The sequence below is a fragment of the Azospirillum sp. NS33 genome, assembly GCF_059703765.1.
Window position 1 is genome coordinate 37,487 of the sequence record NZ_BAAKJB010000042.1, and the last position, 15,067, is coordinate 52,553.

Annotated in this window: 14 protein-coding genes; 10 read left to right on the forward strand and 4 right to left on the reverse strand. The window is 72.8% G+C overall.

The annotated features are described in order from the left end of the window. Positions 1–10: 10 nt before the first annotated feature. From AC6H2I_RS26530 to AC6H2I_RS26540, 3 genes are all read right to left on the reverse strand, one after another. On the reverse strand, positions 11–3,352 hold the full coding sequence (locus tag AC6H2I_RS26530; RefSeq protein WP_497503780.1) for a type III effector HrpK domain-containing protein: 3,342 nt from the start codon (positions 3,350–3,352) through the stop codon (positions 11–13). A gap of 86 nt (positions 3,353–3,438) precedes the next feature. Continuing rightward, a complete protein-coding gene (locus AC6H2I_RS26535; protein WP_497503781.1) occupies positions 3,439–3,678 on the reverse strand; it encodes a hypothetical protein in 240 nt (79 codons plus the stop codon). An 80-nt stretch (positions 3,679–3,758) separates the two neighbouring features. Beyond that, entirely contained in the window at positions 3,759–4,517 is a 759-nt protein-coding gene (locus tag AC6H2I_RS26540; RefSeq protein WP_497503782.1) for an outer membrane protein, read from the reverse strand. Positions 4,518–4,783: 266 nt separating this feature from the next. Here AC6H2I_RS26540 and AC6H2I_RS26545 point away from each other — a divergent pair, with 266 nt between their 5' ends. Further along, the gene (locus AC6H2I_RS26545) at positions 4,784–6,556 is read left to right on the forward strand and encodes an alkaline phosphatase D family protein (RefSeq protein ID WP_497503783.1); all 1,773 of its coding nucleotides are present in this window, start codon (positions 4,784–4,786) and stop codon (positions 6,554–6,556) included. A gap of 112 nt (positions 6,557–6,668) precedes the next feature. Here the strand turns inward: AC6H2I_RS26545 and AC6H2I_RS26550 are convergent, their stop codons facing one another. Continuing rightward, positions 6,669–8,711, reverse strand: a complete 2,043-nt coding sequence (locus tag AC6H2I_RS26550; RefSeq protein WP_497503784.1) for a PhoX family protein — start codon at positions 8,709–8,711, stop codon at positions 6,669–6,671. Between the two features lie 263 nt (positions 8,712–8,974). Here AC6H2I_RS26550 and AC6H2I_RS26555 point away from each other — a divergent pair, with 263 nt between their 5' ends. The 9 genes from AC6H2I_RS26555 to AC6H2I_RS26595 form a co-directional block, all read left to right on the forward strand. After that, positions 8,975–9,649: an outer membrane protein gene (locus AC6H2I_RS26555; RefSeq protein WP_497503786.1), complete on the forward strand. Its 675-nt coding sequence runs from the start codon at positions 8,975–8,977 to the stop codon at positions 9,647–9,649. Positions 9,650–9,653: 4 nt separating this feature from the next. Beyond that, positions 9,654–10,103 carry a type II secretion system major pseudopilin GspG gene (gspG, locus tag AC6H2I_RS26560; protein WP_497503787.1) on the forward strand — a complete coding sequence of 150 codons (450 nt, stop codon included), beginning with the start codon at positions 9,654–9,656 and terminating at the stop codon, positions 10,101–10,103. Next, entirely contained in the window at positions 10,087–10,506 is a 420-nt protein-coding gene (locus tag AC6H2I_RS26565) for a prepilin-type N-terminal cleavage/methylation domain-containing protein (RefSeq protein WP_497503788.1), read from the forward strand. The genes gspG and AC6H2I_RS26565 overlap by 17 nt, the downstream gene beginning before the upstream one ends. Further along, complete coding sequence (locus tag AC6H2I_RS26570; protein WP_497503789.1) at positions 10,496–10,921, forward strand: type II secretion system protein; 426 nt, start codon at positions 10,496–10,498, stop codon at positions 10,919–10,921. Before AC6H2I_RS26565 ends, AC6H2I_RS26570 begins: the two co-directional genes overlap by 11 nt. Then, the gene (locus tag AC6H2I_RS26575; RefSeq protein WP_497503790.1) at positions 10,918–11,514 is read left to right on the forward strand and encodes a type II secretion system protein GspJ; all 597 of its coding nucleotides are present in this window, start codon (positions 10,918–10,920) and stop codon (positions 11,512–11,514) included. The genes AC6H2I_RS26570 and AC6H2I_RS26575 overlap by 4 nt, the downstream gene beginning before the upstream one ends. 3 nt (positions 11,515–11,517) lie before the next feature. Continuing rightward, positions 11,518–12,519: a PilN domain-containing protein gene (locus AC6H2I_RS26580; protein WP_497503791.1), complete on the forward strand. Its 1,002-nt coding sequence runs from the start codon at positions 11,518–11,520 to the stop codon at positions 12,517–12,519. Continuing rightward, the gene (gspM, locus tag AC6H2I_RS26585) at positions 12,516–13,172 is read left to right on the forward strand and encodes a type II secretion system protein GspM (protein WP_497503792.1); all 657 of its coding nucleotides are present in this window, start codon (positions 12,516–12,518) and stop codon (positions 13,170–13,172) included. The genes AC6H2I_RS26580 and gspM overlap by 4 nt, the downstream gene beginning before the upstream one ends. Beyond that, positions 13,169–13,786: a hypothetical protein gene (locus AC6H2I_RS26590; RefSeq protein WP_497503793.1), complete on the forward strand. Its 618-nt coding sequence runs from the start codon at positions 13,169–13,171 to the stop codon at positions 13,784–13,786. The genes gspM and AC6H2I_RS26590 overlap by 4 nt, the downstream gene beginning before the upstream one ends. Positions 13,787–13,876: 90 nt before the next feature. Next, the coding region (locus AC6H2I_RS26595) for a secretin N-terminal domain-containing protein (protein WP_497503794.1) at positions 13,877–15,067 on the forward strand (1,191 nt) is incomplete at its 3' end.

Here is a 15,067-nt window from a genome sequence, read left to right on the forward strand (position 1 = left end):
CCGGCCGCCGTCAGGACAGGCCCTCGCTGGTCTCCGGCCAATCCTCGTCCGGGATGTCCCAGTAGTCGCCGTTCTTCACGCCGTCGATCTCGTACTTGGTCAGGTAGCTGCTGAGCAGGCTGCCGAAGTTGTCGGACTTCACCTGCTGCTTGCCCTCCTCGACCAGGCCGGGGATCATGAGGGCGAGCGCCCCGACGCCCGCCGCGGCCATGCCCAGGCCGCCGGCGACGAGGCCCATCGGGATGGTCCGCAGCAGGGTGGGCGCGAACACGCCCAGCGCCCCCTCGACACCCGATGCCAGGCCGGCCATGGCGCCCAGCGAGCCCGCGGTGATGCTCATGCCGCCGCCCAGCGTGTCGCCCTTGCGGATGGACTGGACGCCGTCGAAGATGCCGTAGGCGCCCATGGCGATGCCGGCGAGGCCGCCCAGCCCCTTGGCGGCGTTCTCGAACTTCTTCAGGACGTCGGTCATGCCGTCGAGGAGCTCGTCGTCCATCAGGCCGGACGCGCTCTTCAGGTAGTCCTGGGCGCCCTTCATGCCGCCTTCCGCCATGATCGTCGCCGTCTGGACGGAGCCGGTGGTGATGTCGACGATCTGGCGGTCGGTCAGGGTGCCGCCGCTGCCCGCCCCCTTGGCGATGGTCACGCCGGCCAGGAACAGGCCGCTGACGCCGTGCATGACGCCCTTGCCGTAGGCCTCCTTGGTCGACGAGTTGGGGTTGAAGAGGCCGAGCTCGTTGACCGTCTTGGAGCCCTGGCGCAGCAGGTCCCAGTCGCCGCGGAAGCTGGCGAGGATCTGGTCGGCGGTGGGGACGGTGCCGTCCGCGTTGGTGACATACTCGGGATTGTCCTTGATGATCGTCTCGATCATCTCCTTGACCTTGCCCTCGTCCAGCTCCTCGCCGCCGTCGACGCCGAAGGCCGCCTTCATGTCGTCGAACGTCGCGTCCTTGAAGGCGTTCTCCTGGACGATCTTGGAGTAGTTCTCGTTCAGCGTCTTGTCGAAACCCTCGGTGAACTCCGGGTCGAGGGCGGCGTTGTAGAGGGACACCTCGGCGCTGTAGGCGCTGATGGCCTCCTCGAACGTGTTGTCCTTCAGAAGCTCGTTGAAGCGGTCGCCGGACACCAGCGACGTCTCATAGAAATCCTTGAAGTCCTGGTTGTGTTCCGAGTTCTTGACCGCATCCTGGATTTCGGAGACGTCTTCGATGCCGAGAGCGGACTGGAACATGCTGGCCGAACTGAAAAATTCGGCGAGGGCGGCCTGCTGGTTGGTCGAGCCGTCCTTGGTGTTCTTGTCCCACAGCGCGTCGAGCTTCTTTCCGGACTTGATCTCGTCGTCGTAGGTGCTGCGCAGGGCCTCTTCCAACCCCTTGTTCTCGCTCAAGAGGTCGCTCATCCGGGACGCGCTCTCGGTGTTCAGGTGCTCGACCACCGCCGGGTCGCCTTGCAGGATGTCGATGTGGTCGTTGAGGTCGGCCAGCAGCTTTTCCGGGTCGGGATGGCTGCGCACGCGGTTGGAGATGCTGACCTTGGAGTAGTCGTCGCCCCACATCCCCGCTTCGATGCCCATGCCGATCAGTTCCCGGGCTTCCAGCAGTTCCTTGAGCGCCGCCGCCTTCTCCTCGGTGGAGTGGTTCTCGGGGTGCTCGAACAGGTCCTTGTCCAGCTCGCCGGTGTCGGTTCCCGAGACGGCGCTGGCGTCGGCGGTGGCCGACAGGAAGGTGATGGCCGAGGTGGCGTCGGTCGGGGCCTGGTTGGCCAGCCAGGAGTTGATGTCCTTCTTGCCGAGCTTGCCGTCGGGCTGGAGCTTCAGGGGGTCCTGCGCCGTCTCCAGCACGTCGAAGGCGCCGGGCTGCGACCAGAAGTTCAGCGCCTCCTTGAGGTCGTCGCTGATCTGCGGGTTCTCCTTCATGTACGTCTTCAGGTCCTCGGCCGACACGTAGTCCCCGGATTCCATTTTGCCGCGGATGGCGTCGAAGTTCTCGGCGAGGACGGCGGCGTACTTGGCGAAGGTCTGGGACGTCGGGTCGGCGTCGGGGTTGGCCTTGAGGAAATCCTTGTAGGCGGCGATGTCCTCCGCCTTCTGCGGCTCGCCCAGCGAGTCGAAGCCGTACTTGCCGAAATCCTGCAGGCGGCCGGCCTCCGTGCCGTGCTTGGCCTCGCCGCTCTTGGTGAAGCCGTCGACGCTGGTGTTGGCCACACCGTCGCCGAGCTGCATCTCGCCGTTCTCGTCGTACATGGCGATGCGGTCCAGCACCTGGCTGGCCCGGTAGGCGGCGTCGGCGTCCTTCTCGAAGTCGCCCACGCGCTCCTTCAGCATGTCCTTGACGCCGCTCTGGTTGCCCAGGTTCTTCAGCAGCGGGCTCTGGTCGATGATGTCCTGGGCGCTGCGGTCGTCGTCTTCCGGCAGCTCCCACTTGATGCCCGCCTTCTCGGCCTCCTCGCGGGCCTGGCGGTCGTTGCCGACCAGGTCGGGGTTGGACATCTTGCCCTTGAGGTGGGAAAAGCCGTACTTGCCGAAGTCCTGGAGGCGGCCCGCCTCGGTGCCGTGCTTGGCGTCGCCGCCCTTGGTGAAGCCGTCGACCCGGCCGTTGTCGACGTCGCGGCCGGCGATGCGGTTGCCGTCCTCGTCGTAGTTCTCGATGTGGTCCAGCACCTGGGCCGCGCGGTAGGCGGCGTCGGCGTCGGTCTCGAAGTCGCCGACCCGGTCCTTCAGCATGTCCCTGACGTCGCTCTGGTCGCCGAGGTTCTTCAGCAGCGGGGTGTCGTCGATGATGTCCTGGGCCGAGCGGTCGTCGCCCTCCGGGCGCTCCCAGGCGATGCCGAGCGCCTCGGCCTCCGAGCGCGCCTGCGCGTCGTCCCCGGCGGACGACACGTCCCGCAGCTCGCCCTGCAGGAAGGAGAATCCGTTCTCGCCGAAATCCTTGAGGCGGCCGGCCTCGGTGCCGTGCCGGGCGTCGCCGCCCTTGGTGAAGCCGTCGACGCGGCCGTTGTCGATGTCGCCGCTGGCGATCCGGTTGCCGTTCTCGTCGAGCGTCTCGATGTGCTCCAGCACCTGGGCCGCCCGGTAGGCGGCGTCGGCATCCGTCTCGATGTCGCCGCCGACCCGGTCCTCCAGCATCTCCCGGACGTCTTCCTGGTTGCCGAGGTTCTTGAGCAGCGGGGTGTCGTCGATGATCTCCTGGGCGGTGCGGGTGTCACCCTTGGGCCGCTCCCAGCGGATGCCCGCCTCCTCCGCCTCGTCCTTGGCCTGTTCCCATGCCTTCACCGCCTCCTTGTCCGAGGAGGACGGATCGTAGGCGCCATACTCGCTGGTCGATGCGCCGACGTTCGACACGGGTGGTGCCATGGGGAAACCCTCCTGTCACGGTGGAACTGGCCGGATATGATAAATATACATGAGTGAATCGGCCCACCGCAGACAACGCTGTATTGTCAACGATCGCGAACATGACTGTTTCCGACGGGATCGACCGGCGCCGCGGCACCGACGATCATCAGGTCGCGCCGGTTGATCTCGAAACCGGTCTGTTCGGGGATTGGGTCCTGGTTCGTCCTTTTGCAGGCGGACCCGCTGGCAGGTGCCCGCGGCGCCGCGGGCCGCCGTGCGCAGCAGCAGCGGGCGTGGCGCTCCAGCGCCCGGCGGATCAGCGCCAGGATGGCGACTCCGGCCATGCCCAGCACCGTGGTTTCGCCCGGGGTGGCGAGCGCGCCGCCGACGCAGCGGCGGTTGCCGCGGCGATGGCGCCCGGCGATCAGAAGCGGTAGCGCAGGCTGGCCATGATCTCGTGCAGATGCAGGTCGCTGGACAGCGCCGGCGCGGTGGCGCCGCTGGCGAACTGGCCCGAGGTCTCGATCTCGCCGGCGTCGAGGAAGCGGTAGCCGACATCCACCGTCACCGCGGGCGTGAGCGCGACCGAGGCCCCGGCCATCAGCGCCCACGCGAAGGAGGTGCGCGTCTGCGCCGATTCGCGGTCGAGCGCGCCGCCGTTCAGGGTGTAGCTCACCGAGTCCAGGCGGGCGCGGGCGAAACCGGCGGCGGCGCCCACATAGGGCCGCACGGGAAAATCCACCGGCAGCTCGTAGGCGACGCCCACCAGCCCGGTCAGCACCGAGGCGTCGGCCGACGCCGTGCCGGCGTTGCCGAGCGAGTCGGCGGCGGTGGACTGGTAGTCGAGGCCGAAGCGGTGGTCGACGGTGACGTCGACCCGCAGCCCGTTGGCGAAGGCGTAGCCGACGCCGGCGCCCAGCAGCGCGCCGCCGTCGAGGTCGCCACCCAGCCCATCCGCCGCCGGGTCGAGCCAGTTGCCGCCGTCGAGGCCGCCCGGCAGGGCGGCCCCGAGGTCGGCGCGGACGAAGAAGCCGGCGTCGGCGGCGCGGGCGGTGGTCGGCGTGAGCACCGCGGCCGCACCGACCAGGGTGGCGACCAGGGTGGCGACCAGGGTGGCGACCAGGGTGGCGGCGAGGGGGGGGAGCGAGACGGCGCCGGCGGCGGCGATCCTGGCGATGGGCACGATGGCTGGCTCCTCGAGGCGCGGCCGCGTCGGACCGGGCGTTGCGGCATTCGTCATCCTGGGATAGAGGCGAATCATTGCAAATTGTTGATGATACGATGTCCTTTTATTGAACTGCCGTGTTTTTTCATTGCATTGCCCGAGCGCAACACTCGAATTTATTCAAGAAACCTTCATTTCCCTTCGGCCATGCGGTGTGCTGTTCATGGCGCGATCGGGAGTCCGGAAATGACTGGGAGTGCCCGGGAACGTCTTGGAGTGCGATGATGGCGCAGGATTCTGACAGTGTGACGGCGGCCGCGCAGAGCGGGGTCCGGGTGGACCGCCGCTCGGTCATCCGGACGGCCTTGGCGACCGGCGCGGTGGGCCTGGCGGGCGTGGTCGGCCCCAACGACGCGGACGCCCGGGTGATCCGCTCCGTCCGCTTCAGCCACGGGGTGGCGAGCGGCGATCCGACGGCGACCTCCGTCGTCCTGTGGACCCGCGTCCTCAACGAGGCGGGCGTGGACCTGGCGGTGGAATGGGCGGTCTCGACCACCGCCGACATGGCCAGCATCGTGCGCACCGGCGCGGTCGAGGCGCGGGCCAGCCGCGACTTCACCGCCAAGGTGGACGTCACCGGCCTGACCCCGGGCCGGACCTACCACTACCGCTTCGCCTTCCGCGACGCCGTCTCGCCGGTCGGCGTCACCCGCACCCTGCCGGTCGGTGCCACCGCGGGCGCCACCTTCGCGGTGTTCTCCTGCGCCAACTACGAGCGCGGCTACTTCAACGTCTACGCCGAGGTGGCCAAGCGCGACGACCTGACCGCGGTGATCCATCTCGGCGACTACATCTACGAGTACGGCCCCGGCGGCTACGGCCCGACCCCGGCGGAACAGCTCGGCCTGGTCGCGCCGGTGCGCAGCGCCTCCCTGCTGCCGCAGAAGGAGTGTACGACGCTGGCCGACTACCGCCTGCGCTACGCCACCTACCGCAGCGATCCCGCCCTGCAGGAGCTGCACCGCAAGAATCCCTGGATCGTCGTCTGGGACGACCACGAATCGGCCAATGATTCCTGGCACAGCGGCGCCGAGAACCACGACGCGGACAGCGAGGGCGCCTGGGCCGACCGGGTCGCCGCGGCGGTCCAGGCCTACCACGAGTGGCTGCCGATCCGCGACCGCGTCGACGGCAATCTGCTGAAGATCTGGCGCTCCTTCGACTTCGGCGACCTCGCCCGGCTGGTGATGGTCGACACCCGGCTGATCGCCCGCGACCAGCAGCTCGCGGCCCAGCCCTACATCGGCAACTGGACGGCGGCGTTGCAGGGCGGCGGCTACCCCTACGACACCCTGGCGAACGGCCAGACGCGCACCCTGCTGGGCGCGGAGCAGCAGGCCTTCATGGCCGAGCAGATGACCTCCGCCCCCCAGACCTGGCAGCTGCTGGGCAACCAGGTGCTGGTGCACTACGAGGCCGCCGTCGACATCGCCGGCTCGCCGCGCCTCACCGAGGCCCAGCGCACCCAGCTCATCGGGCTGCTGGACCAGCTGTTCCCCGGCCAGGGGTCGACCATCGTCCAGCTCGGCGCGGCCGGGCTTCCGCTGCCCGACACCTCGGACTGGTGGATCGGCTACCCCACCGCCCGCGACGCCCTGTTCCAGGTCCTCGCCGCCTCGGCCAACCCGGTGGTGCTGAGCGGCGACACCCACAACGCCTGGGCGGTCAACCTGCGCGCCCCCACCGCCGCGGGTTTCGTCAACGTCGGCGTGGAGCTGGCGACCCCGGCGGTCAGCTCGCCCGGCTACGAGGAGACGGTCCCGGTCATCGCGCCGGCCACCGCGGTCGGCCTGATCACCGACGCCACCCAGCTCCTGGACCAGATGGTCTACGCCAACACCCACCAGCGTGGCTGGATGGTGCTCGACGTCACCCACGAGCGCATCCGCAACGAGTGGTACATGGTGAGCACCGTGTTCTCGGAGACCTACACGGTCACCCTCGACCGGGTGGTCGAGGTGCCGCGCGGCGCCAAGACGATCGCCACCGTCGCCTGAGCCGCCGGGCCGCGGCCCGGAACGAACGCGGCGCGCCACCCGGCCGGGTGGCGCGCCGTTCTCGTCCGGCCGGCGGGCGTCCCTGCGGACGGCCCGGCGGACGGGCGCAGCGTCAGCTGCCGATGCGGCCGCCGTCGGTGCGGCGCACGGCGACCACGGCCGGGGCCGGGTGGGTGCCGGTCGGCCAGGTGCTGGTGCGCACGGCCTCGGCGGTGCGGTCGACGATGGTGCCGTCCTCGCCCGGGTGCTGAATGGCGCAGAAGAAGGTGCTGTCGTCCGGCGACAGCAGCGGACCGCAGATCTCCGCGCCCTTCGGGCCGACCAGGAAGCGCTTGACCGTGCGCGGGAAGGCCCCGGTGGTCGGCGTCACCACGACCTGGTCGTTGCAGTCCGGGGTGGCCGAGCTGGTGCCGTCGGTGGCGATGAACAGATTGCCGGTGGTGTCGAAGGCGATGTTGTCGGGCGAGCCGAAGGCGTCGCCCTGGAAGGTCGGCACGCCGGCCAGCGAGACGTTGATGTTGGCGCCGGCCGGGGCGTCGGGATCGCCGGCCAGCAGGAAGATCGACCAGGTGAAGGTGGTCGCCGCGTGGTCCCGGCCGCCCTCGACGATCTCGATGATGTGGCCGGCGGCGTTGCTGGCGCGCGGGTTGGCGGCGTCGGCGTCGGCGGCGGTGCGGCGGGTGTTGTTGGTGCACACCACATAGACGCGCCCGTCGCCGCGGAAGGTGGCGTCGCGCGGCGCCTCGATGTCCTCGGGCCGGTCCATCGCCGTGGCGCCCAGCAGGTCGGCCGCCTCGCGGGCCCGGATCACCACGTCGGCCTGGTTGCGGAAGGTCCCCGGCGACACCGCCTCCAGCGCCGCGTGGGTCATCGCCATCCACTGGCCGGTGCCGTCGTCGTTGAACCTGGCGACGTAGAGCACGCCGTCGTCCAGCAGCGAGCCGTTGGCGGTGCGGTCGGCGCGGTTCATCGCCTGGTTGGAGACGAACTTGTAGACGTACTCGAACCGCTCGTCGTCGCCGCTGTAGACGGTGACGCGGTCGGCGGCGTTGAGCACGGACTGCGCGGCCTCGTGCTTGAAACGGCCGAGCGCGGTGCGCTTCTTCGGGGTGGCGGTCGGGTCGTAGGGGTCGACCTCGACCACCCAGCCGAAGCGGAACGGCTCCTTGGCGCCGGCCGCGGTCGACAGGTCGAAGCGCTGGTCGTAGAGCTCCCAGAACAGGGTGAAGTCGGTGGCGTTGGCCACCGTCGCCGCGCTGTTGAAGAACGGGAACGGCTTGTGCAGCGCCAGCAGCGTCGGGTCGGTCAGGCCGGCCAGGTTGTTGAAGTAGCCGTCGAAGTTCTCCTCGGCGCTGAGATAGGTGCCCCACGGGGTGAGGCCGCCCGAACAGTTGGCGAAGGTGCCGAGGATGACGGTGCCGGTGGGGTCGCCGGGGGTCTGCATCAGCGTGTCGCCGCGCGCCGGGCCGGTGATCTCGATGGCGGTCGTCGCGGTGACGCGGCGGTTGTAGGCGGAGTTGACGTTGGGCACCCAGCGGCCGTCGACCATGTTGATCTCGACCACGGAGACGCCCAGCGCCTCCATCATCGCCTCGACCTGGTTGCGGGTCGGCAGGCCGTTGGCGACGGAATCGTCGCGGCCGCCGAGGATCGGGAAGTCGGGGAACTGGTTGGCGCCCACCGAGTACTCGTGGTTCACGCACATCAGGTAGCTGGTGTGCGGGAAGCGGCCGCCCAGCGTCGCCGGGGCGCCGTAGGGCAGCGGGAACAGCGCCACCATGTCGTTGTTGAAGCCGAACCGCTTGGCCTGGTCGGCGCCGGTCTGGTTGTGGATGTCGAAGCCGCCCACGCCGGGAAACAGCGCGTCGCCCCAGCGGATCACCACGTGCGCGGCGTAGCCCGGCGGCACGGTGATGGTGTCGGCCTTGGTCTTGGCCAGCGCCTGGAACGTCAGCGCCGCGGCCGCCTCGGCCTCGCCGGCACCGCCCAGCAGCAGGCCCGGCACCGCGGCGGCGGCGGCGGCCAGCGCCCCGCCCCGGAGAATCGCGCGGCGCGCCAGGTGGCGCTGCATCACGTTCTCGAAGGTGTTCTCCTCACGGATGCCGCGGGCGGCCAGATCGGCGCGCGCGTTGTGCTCGATGTCGTAGAGCTTCATGCAACAACCCTCCCTTGCGCGGACCGGCCCTGCGGTCGCGAATCGTCTGAATCCATGCAGGTGTGCCTGAATGGTTTGTAAATAATATGACAGCATTGTTAAATTGCTGGCGTGGTGGAACTTCTAGAATTACTTCATCCGTCCGTCATAAATTTGTAAGTGGGAGTGTCCTAAAAGCTCAGGGATTTTGCCGTCCGGAGCGACGGCGCCGAACGGGTGGTTCCGGCGCCCGTCGGGAAATTCGATCAATGAAGGAATGGATCATGAAGACATTTCCCGATCGGGTCGTGCTGGGCCTCGCGGCGCTCGGCGCCCTGGTCGCCATGGCGGAGGGTGCGGCGGCGCAGGGCCTCTACCTGCGCGCCGACGTCGGTGCCTCGTTCGGCCGCGATCTCGACGGCTCGGTGGCCAGCGGCACCGGCTTCGAGGGCGACGCCGGCGAGTCGTTCCTGGTCGAGGCGGGCGTCGGGTACCAGATCACCCGGAGCCTGCGCACCGACCTGACGCTCGGCTACCGGCCCGGCTTCGCCATCGACTCCAACGAGACCTTCGGCGGCACCGCGCTGACGGCCGACGCCGACGTCACGAGCTGGGCGCTGATGGCCAACCTCTACTACGACATCGACACCGGCACGGCCTTCACCCCCTACGTCGGCGGCGGGCTGGGCGTCGCCATCAACGACGTCGACGACATCGAATACGCCTACGGCGCCGGCCGCATCCGCGAGGAGGGCGACAGCAAGACCAACGTCGCCTGGTCGCTGCAGGCCGGCGTGGCCTACGCCATGTCCGACAGCGCCGTCATCGACCTCGGCTACCGCTACATCGACCTCGGCGAGTTCGAGACCGGCGGGTCGTCCACGGTCGGCACCGTGGCGACCACCGACGGCGAGCTGCGGGCGCACGAGGTGAAAATTGGCCTGCGCTACCGGTTCTGAGTCCGTGGGGCGGGCGGCGCGGTCGGCGCGGCCGGGACGGCCGTCCCCGGCCCGCGCCGGCTTCACTTTGCTGGAGCTGCTGGTGGTGCTCGCCGTGCTGGGCCTGCTGGCGGTGGTGGCGACGCCGCAGGTGCTGAAATACCTGGGCGCCGCCAAGCGCGAAACCGCGCGGGTGCAGGTGCAGAACCTGGGCACCGCGCTGGACCTCTACCGGTTCGAGACCGGCCGCTATCCGACCACCGGCGAAGGGCTCCAGGCGCTGGTGTCGGCGCCGCCGGGCGTGGCGCGCTGGGCCGGCCCCTACATCAAGACGCGGGAGTCCCTGCTCGACCCCTGGGGCGTGCCGTATCTCTACCGCAGCCCCGGCCAGCACGGGCCGTACGATCTCGCGTCGCTGGGTGCCGACGGGCAGCCCGGAGGCGACGGCGAGGACCGCGATGAGACGAGCTGGTAGCCCGGCGCGCACCGGGTTCACGCTGCTGGAACTGCTGGTCGTTCTGGCGATGCTGGGGCTGCTGGCGGCCATGCTGGTGCCGGCGCTGGGCCGCGGCCCGGCGGCCGCGGCGGCGGTCACGGCGCGCGACCTGACCACCGCGCTGCGCGCCACGCGGGCGGCGGCGCTGGGCGGGGGCGCCCCGGCGACCTTCGTCCTGGACGCCGAGGCGGGCCGTTTCAGCGCCCCCGGCTGGCCGGCGTGGCGGCTCGGCGCCGGGGTGTCGGTGCGGGTCGTCGACGGCGGCCCGCGGGTCACCTTCTTTCCCGAGGGCGGCGCCACCGCCGTCCTCCTGGTGGTTCAGCCCGGCGGCCACAGCGTGGCCGTCGACTGGCTGACCGGGACGGTCGGCCATGGCCGCTGACGGTGCCGGGGCGCGGCCGGCCGGCGGCTTCACCCTGATCGAGGTGGTGGTGGCGCTGGCGGTGCTGGCCATGGCGTCGGCCGCCGTGCTGCCGCAGTTCGGCGGAGCCCTGCGGCTGGGCGCTGCGGCGGCGGACGGCCGCACGGCGCAGCTGGTCGCCGCCTCGGTGCTGGCGGGGCTGGGGGCGGCCGGCGGCCGGCCGGTGCTGGAGGGTCCCGTTCTGGAAAGCCCCATCCTGGAAGGTGACGCCGGAGAGGGCCGCGTGTGGCACGCCACGCTGACCCCGATGGCGATCGCCGGGGTGGCCGCCGACGCGCCGCTGGCGCTGCGGCCGCTGGTGGCCACGGTGGTGGTCGCGGCGCCCGACGGGCGGCCGCTCGCCCGCCTGTCCACGGTCGTGCTGGGGCGGCCATGAGGGCGGCGCGGCGCGGCTTCACCCTGCTCGAACTCCTGGTGGCCATGACGGTGCTCGGCTTGCTGATGGCGGTGCTGGGCGGCGGCATGCGGTTCGGGCTGGCCGCCTGGCGGGCCGGCGCGGCGCGGGCCGACGCCATGGAGCGGCCGGCGGCCGTGCAGGCCCTGCTGCGCCGCCTCGTGGAGCGTGCCTACCCCCTCGCCCGTCGCCGTGGCGAGCCGGTGGTGGTGTTCGAGGGGGAGGCGGCGCGGCTGCGCCTGGTCACCACCCCGCCGCCGCACCTCGGCGAGGCCGGGCTGGCCGACGTCACCCTGTTCCGCGGCGACGACGCGACTCTGCGCCTGGCGTGGCAGGCGCTGGGGGAGGACGACCGGCCGGCCCGCTCCCGGGTGCTGCTGGACGGGGTGGAGGCGCTGTCCTTCGCCTATTTCGGCGGCGACACCCGCACCGCGCCGCCGCGCTGGCGCGACGGCTGGACCGAGGCGGGGTTCCTGCCGGCGCTGGTGCGGCTGTCCGTGCGCCTCGACGGCGGCCGGCCCTGGCCCGACCTGGTGGCGGCACCCGAAATCACCGTCGACAGCCTGCTGGATTGAGCCATGAGTGGACGTCACACGATCGCCGTCGCCGCCCATTTCCCGACCTTCGCCCGTCTCGGCCGCCCCGCCGCTGCAGCGGCGCGCTGGTGGCTGGCCGAGATGGCGGCGCTGCTGGGGCCGCTGGCCGCCGGCCGCCGCCGGCCGGTGGTGGCGGTGTCGGCCGACGGCGCGCTGGAGGGGGCGGTGCCGGGCGGCGGTGCGGTGGAGTTGCGGCTTCCCGCCGCCTGGGCGCTGGCCCGGACGGTGACCCTCCCGGCGGTGGCCGAGGGCACCCTGCGCGCCGTGCTGGCCTTCGAGATGGACCGGGAAACGCCGTTCCGGGCCGAAGAGGTTCATTTCCACGCCCGGGTGGTGGGGCGGGCGGGGCGCCAGATCCGGGTGGCGCTGGTGCTGGTGCCGCGAACCATGGCCGCGCGCGCCGCCGCCGCCGCCGCCGCCCGCGGCCTGACGGTGGCGCGGGTGAGCGTCGCCGGCCCAGACGGGGCGGCCGTCGACCTCAACGATCCCGCGGACGCGGCGGCCCCGGCGCCGGCCGGCCGCCGGCCGCGCCTGCTGGTCCTGCTGCCCGTCGCGCTGGGCGCCGCCCTGCTGGCGACGCCGCCGCTGCTCGCCCACTGGCGGGGGCAGCGCCTGGAGGCCCGCCTGGACGCCCTCCAGGACCGCGCCGCTCTGGCCCTGCGCCTGCAACAGGAGCTGGAGCGGCGCAGCGGCGCGGCCGGTGCGCTGGACGCGCGCAAGGCGGCGGCGCCGCTGGCCCTGGGGGTGGTGGCGGAGCTCTCGGCGCGGCTGCCCGACGGGGTGTGGCTCGACTCCCTGCGGCTTGCCGACGGCACGATCCACATCGCCGGCTACGCCCCGGCGGCGGCGGAGCTGATCGCCCTGCTCGACGCCTCGCCGCGGCTGGCGGCGGTGCGGTTCGAGACGGCGGTGGTCCAGGACCCGGTGCGCGGGCGTGAGCGGTTCCGCATCGCCGCCGCGCTGGCCGGGGCAGGCGCACCATGAGCGCGAGCCGGACCCCCGCCGCGCCGCCGCCGGCCTGGCTCGGCCGGGTGCCGTCGCGGGCCGCCGCCCTGGCGGTGGCCGGGCTGCTCGCGCTGTCCGGCTGGGCGCTGCTGGTCGAGCCCTACCGTGCCCTGCTGGCGGCCCAGGAGGCGGGGCTGGAGGAGCGGCGTGAGCGCCTGGCGCGGCTGGAGCGGATCGCCGCCGCCGTGCCCGAGCTGACCCGGGCGCTGGAGGCCGCGGCGGAGCGCCCCGGCGCCGGCGACCCCCACCTCGCCGGCGCCACGGACGCCCTGGCCGCGGCGGCGCTGCACGGCCTGGTCGGCCGCCTCGCGGCGGAGGTGGGCGTCACCATCACCACGGTGACCGCGGTGGCGGACGGCGCCGCCACGGCACCCGCTGCCGGAGCCGGAGCCGTGATCGGGGCCGCGGCACCCGCTGCCGTGGCCGGCCGGGTCGCCCTGGCGGTGGGGGCCAGCGGGCCGCTCGACGGCGTGCAGCGGCTGCTGCACGCGCTGGAGACGCGGCGGCCGTTGCTGTTCGTGGAGGAGCTGGAGCTCGTCAACCCGTCGCCCACCGGCACGCGCATGGATGCCGGCGGCCAGCCGGTGGTCACGCTGCGCCTGCGCGTCGCCGGCCACCGGAGGGAGTCATGAGCCGCGCCGACGCGGCCCTCGCCGCCCTGTCCCTGCTGCTGGCGGCGGTGTTGGGTCTGGTCGTGCACCGCGGCCTCGGCGATCCCGGGGACCGGCCGGCGGCGGCCGCCGCGTCGCCGGCGGGCACCGGACCGGCGGGTGCGGGACCCCGCGTCGCCGCCCCGCCCCTGGGCGCCTTCGCGGCGGTGGTCGAGCGCCCGCTGTTCGTGCCCGAACGGCGTCCCGCCCCCGCCGCCGCGGCGCCGGCGCCGACGGCGGGAACCCTGCGCCTGGTCGGCATCGTCGCCGTCGACGGCCGCGCCGCCGCGGTGGTCCGCACCGCCGAGGGGCGGACCGTCACCGCGGCCGCGGGCGAGGGCGGTGAGGGCTGGACGGTGGTGGCGGTGGGGGCGGACCGCGTGACGGTGGAGCTTGGCGGGGCGCGCCACGAGCTGGCCCTGGCGGTCCCGGGGGCGTCCCGGGCGGCGTCCCCCGCGCCGCTGCCGCCGGCTGCGCCGCCGCCGCGTCCGGCTTCCGGCGGCGCCGCGCTCGGCACCGCCACCGCGGTGCGCCCGCCGCCCGGCGACCGGCCCCGTGCGGTGCGCTACGGCGACGCCGCGGGTGGTCGCGATTGACCGCGGCGCCCGCGAAAACGCCGCCGCCGCCGGTCGAGCTGTAACACTTCCACCTTAGAAGGGACGCCGCCCCGTCATCGTCCGGATGCCATGACCCGCTTCCCGCCCGCCGCCGCCGCCGCGGTCATCGCCTCGCTGCTCGCCGTGGCCGGCTGCGCCGACCAGGGTGCCCATCCCGGTGCCGCGGCGACCGTCAACGACCTGGTGCCGCCGCCGCTTCCCGGCCCGGCCTCCCTGGTCGCCGGCCCGGCGCCGGCGCGGCCGGCCGCCACCGTGCCGCCGCGCCCGGCGCCGCTGGTCGTGACCGCCGCGCCCGCTGCCGCCGGCAGCATGGGCGGTGGCGGCCCCGGCGGCGGCCCCGGTGGCGCGGTGCGGACCGACCCCAACGGCATCGGCCTCAACTTCGTCGACGCCGAGATCCCCTCGGTGATCGCCGCGGTGATCGGCGCCACCCTGGGGCTGGGGTACGCCGTCGACCCCGCCGTCCAGGGGCGGATCACCCTGCAGACCGCGACACCCCTGGCCCGCGACGCCGTGCTGCCGGTGCTGGAGGACGTGCTGCGCGGCCACGGCGTCGCCCTGCTGCACGACGGGCCGCTGATCCAGGCAGTGCCGGCGGAATCCGCCCATCTCGGCCTCGGGGCGACGGCCGCCGGCACCGCCCGCGGGGCGGGCTGGCGCACCCAGGTGGTGCCGCTGCGCCACGCCAGCGCCGCCGGCCTGCAGACCGCCCTGCAGGGGCTGGCGGCGCCGGGCACGGTGGTGCGGGCCGAGCCGGGGTCGAACACCCTGATCCTGGCCGGCAGCGGCGGCGAGCTCGCCAGCCTGCTGGACGCCGTCGCCCTGTTCGACGTCGACGGCATGGACGGCCGCTCGGTCGGGCTGTTCCGGCTGCAGCGCGCGGTGCCCGAGGCGGTGGTCGACGAACTGGACCTGCTGTTCCACGTCGATCCCCGCGCCGCCATGAAGGACGTGCGCTTCATCCCGCTGGAGCGGCTGAACGCGGTGCTGGCGGTGGCCCGCCAGGCCGACACCGTGCGCAAGGCCGGGGAGTGGATCGCCCGCTTCGACCGCCCGGCCGACGACAACGACGCCCAGCTCCACGTCTACCGGGTCGAAAGCGGGCGCGCCGCCTATCTGGCGGAGGTGCTGGCCAAGCTGTATCCGGAGCACGCCGTCGACCGCGTCGGGCGCGAGCGCACCCAGCCCGACGGCGGGGGCGGGGCGGCCGGCCAGGGCGGCGGCCAGGGCGGCGGCCAGGGCGGCGGCTGGGGCGGTGAG

Coding starts and splice junctions, on each gene's coding strand:
- AC6H2I_RS26530 (WP_497503780.1), bottom strand. CDS start 3,352: ATGGCACCACCCGTGTCGAACGTCGGCGCATCGACCAGCGAGTATGGC.
- AC6H2I_RS26535 (WP_497503781.1), bottom strand. CDS start 3,678: ATGGCCGGAGTCGCCATCCTGGCGCTGATCCGCCGGGCGCTGGAGCGC.
- AC6H2I_RS26545 (WP_497503783.1), top strand. CDS start 4,784: ATGGCGCAGGATTCTGACAGTGTGACGGCGGCCGCGCAGAGCGGGGTC.
- AC6H2I_RS26550 (WP_497503784.1), bottom strand. CDS start 8,711: ATGAAGCTCTACGACATCGAGCACAACGCGCGCGCCGATCTGGCCGCC.
- AC6H2I_RS26555 (WP_497503786.1), top strand. CDS start 8,975: ATGAAGACATTTCCCGATCGGGTCGTGCTGGGCCTCGCGGCGCTCGGC.
- AC6H2I_RS26565 (WP_497503788.1), top strand. CDS start 10,087: ATGAGACGAGCTGGTAGCCCGGCGCGCACCGGGTTCACGCTGCTGGAA.
- AC6H2I_RS26570 (WP_497503789.1), top strand. CDS start 10,496: ATGGCCGCTGACGGTGCCGGGGCGCGGCCGGCCGGCGGCTTCACCCTG.
- AC6H2I_RS26575 (WP_497503790.1), top strand. CDS start 10,918: ATGAGGGCGGCGCGGCGCGGCTTCACCCTGCTCGAACTCCTGGTGGCC.
- AC6H2I_RS26580 (WP_497503791.1), top strand. CDS start 11,518: ATGAGTGGACGTCACACGATCGCCGTCGCCGCCCATTTCCCGACCTTC.
- gspM (WP_497503792.1), top strand. CDS start 12,516: ATGAGCGCGAGCCGGACCCCCGCCGCGCCGCCGCCGGCCTGGCTCGGC.
- AC6H2I_RS26590 (WP_497503793.1), top strand. CDS start 13,169: ATGAGCCGCGCCGACGCGGCCCTCGCCGCCCTGTCCCTGCTGCTGGCG.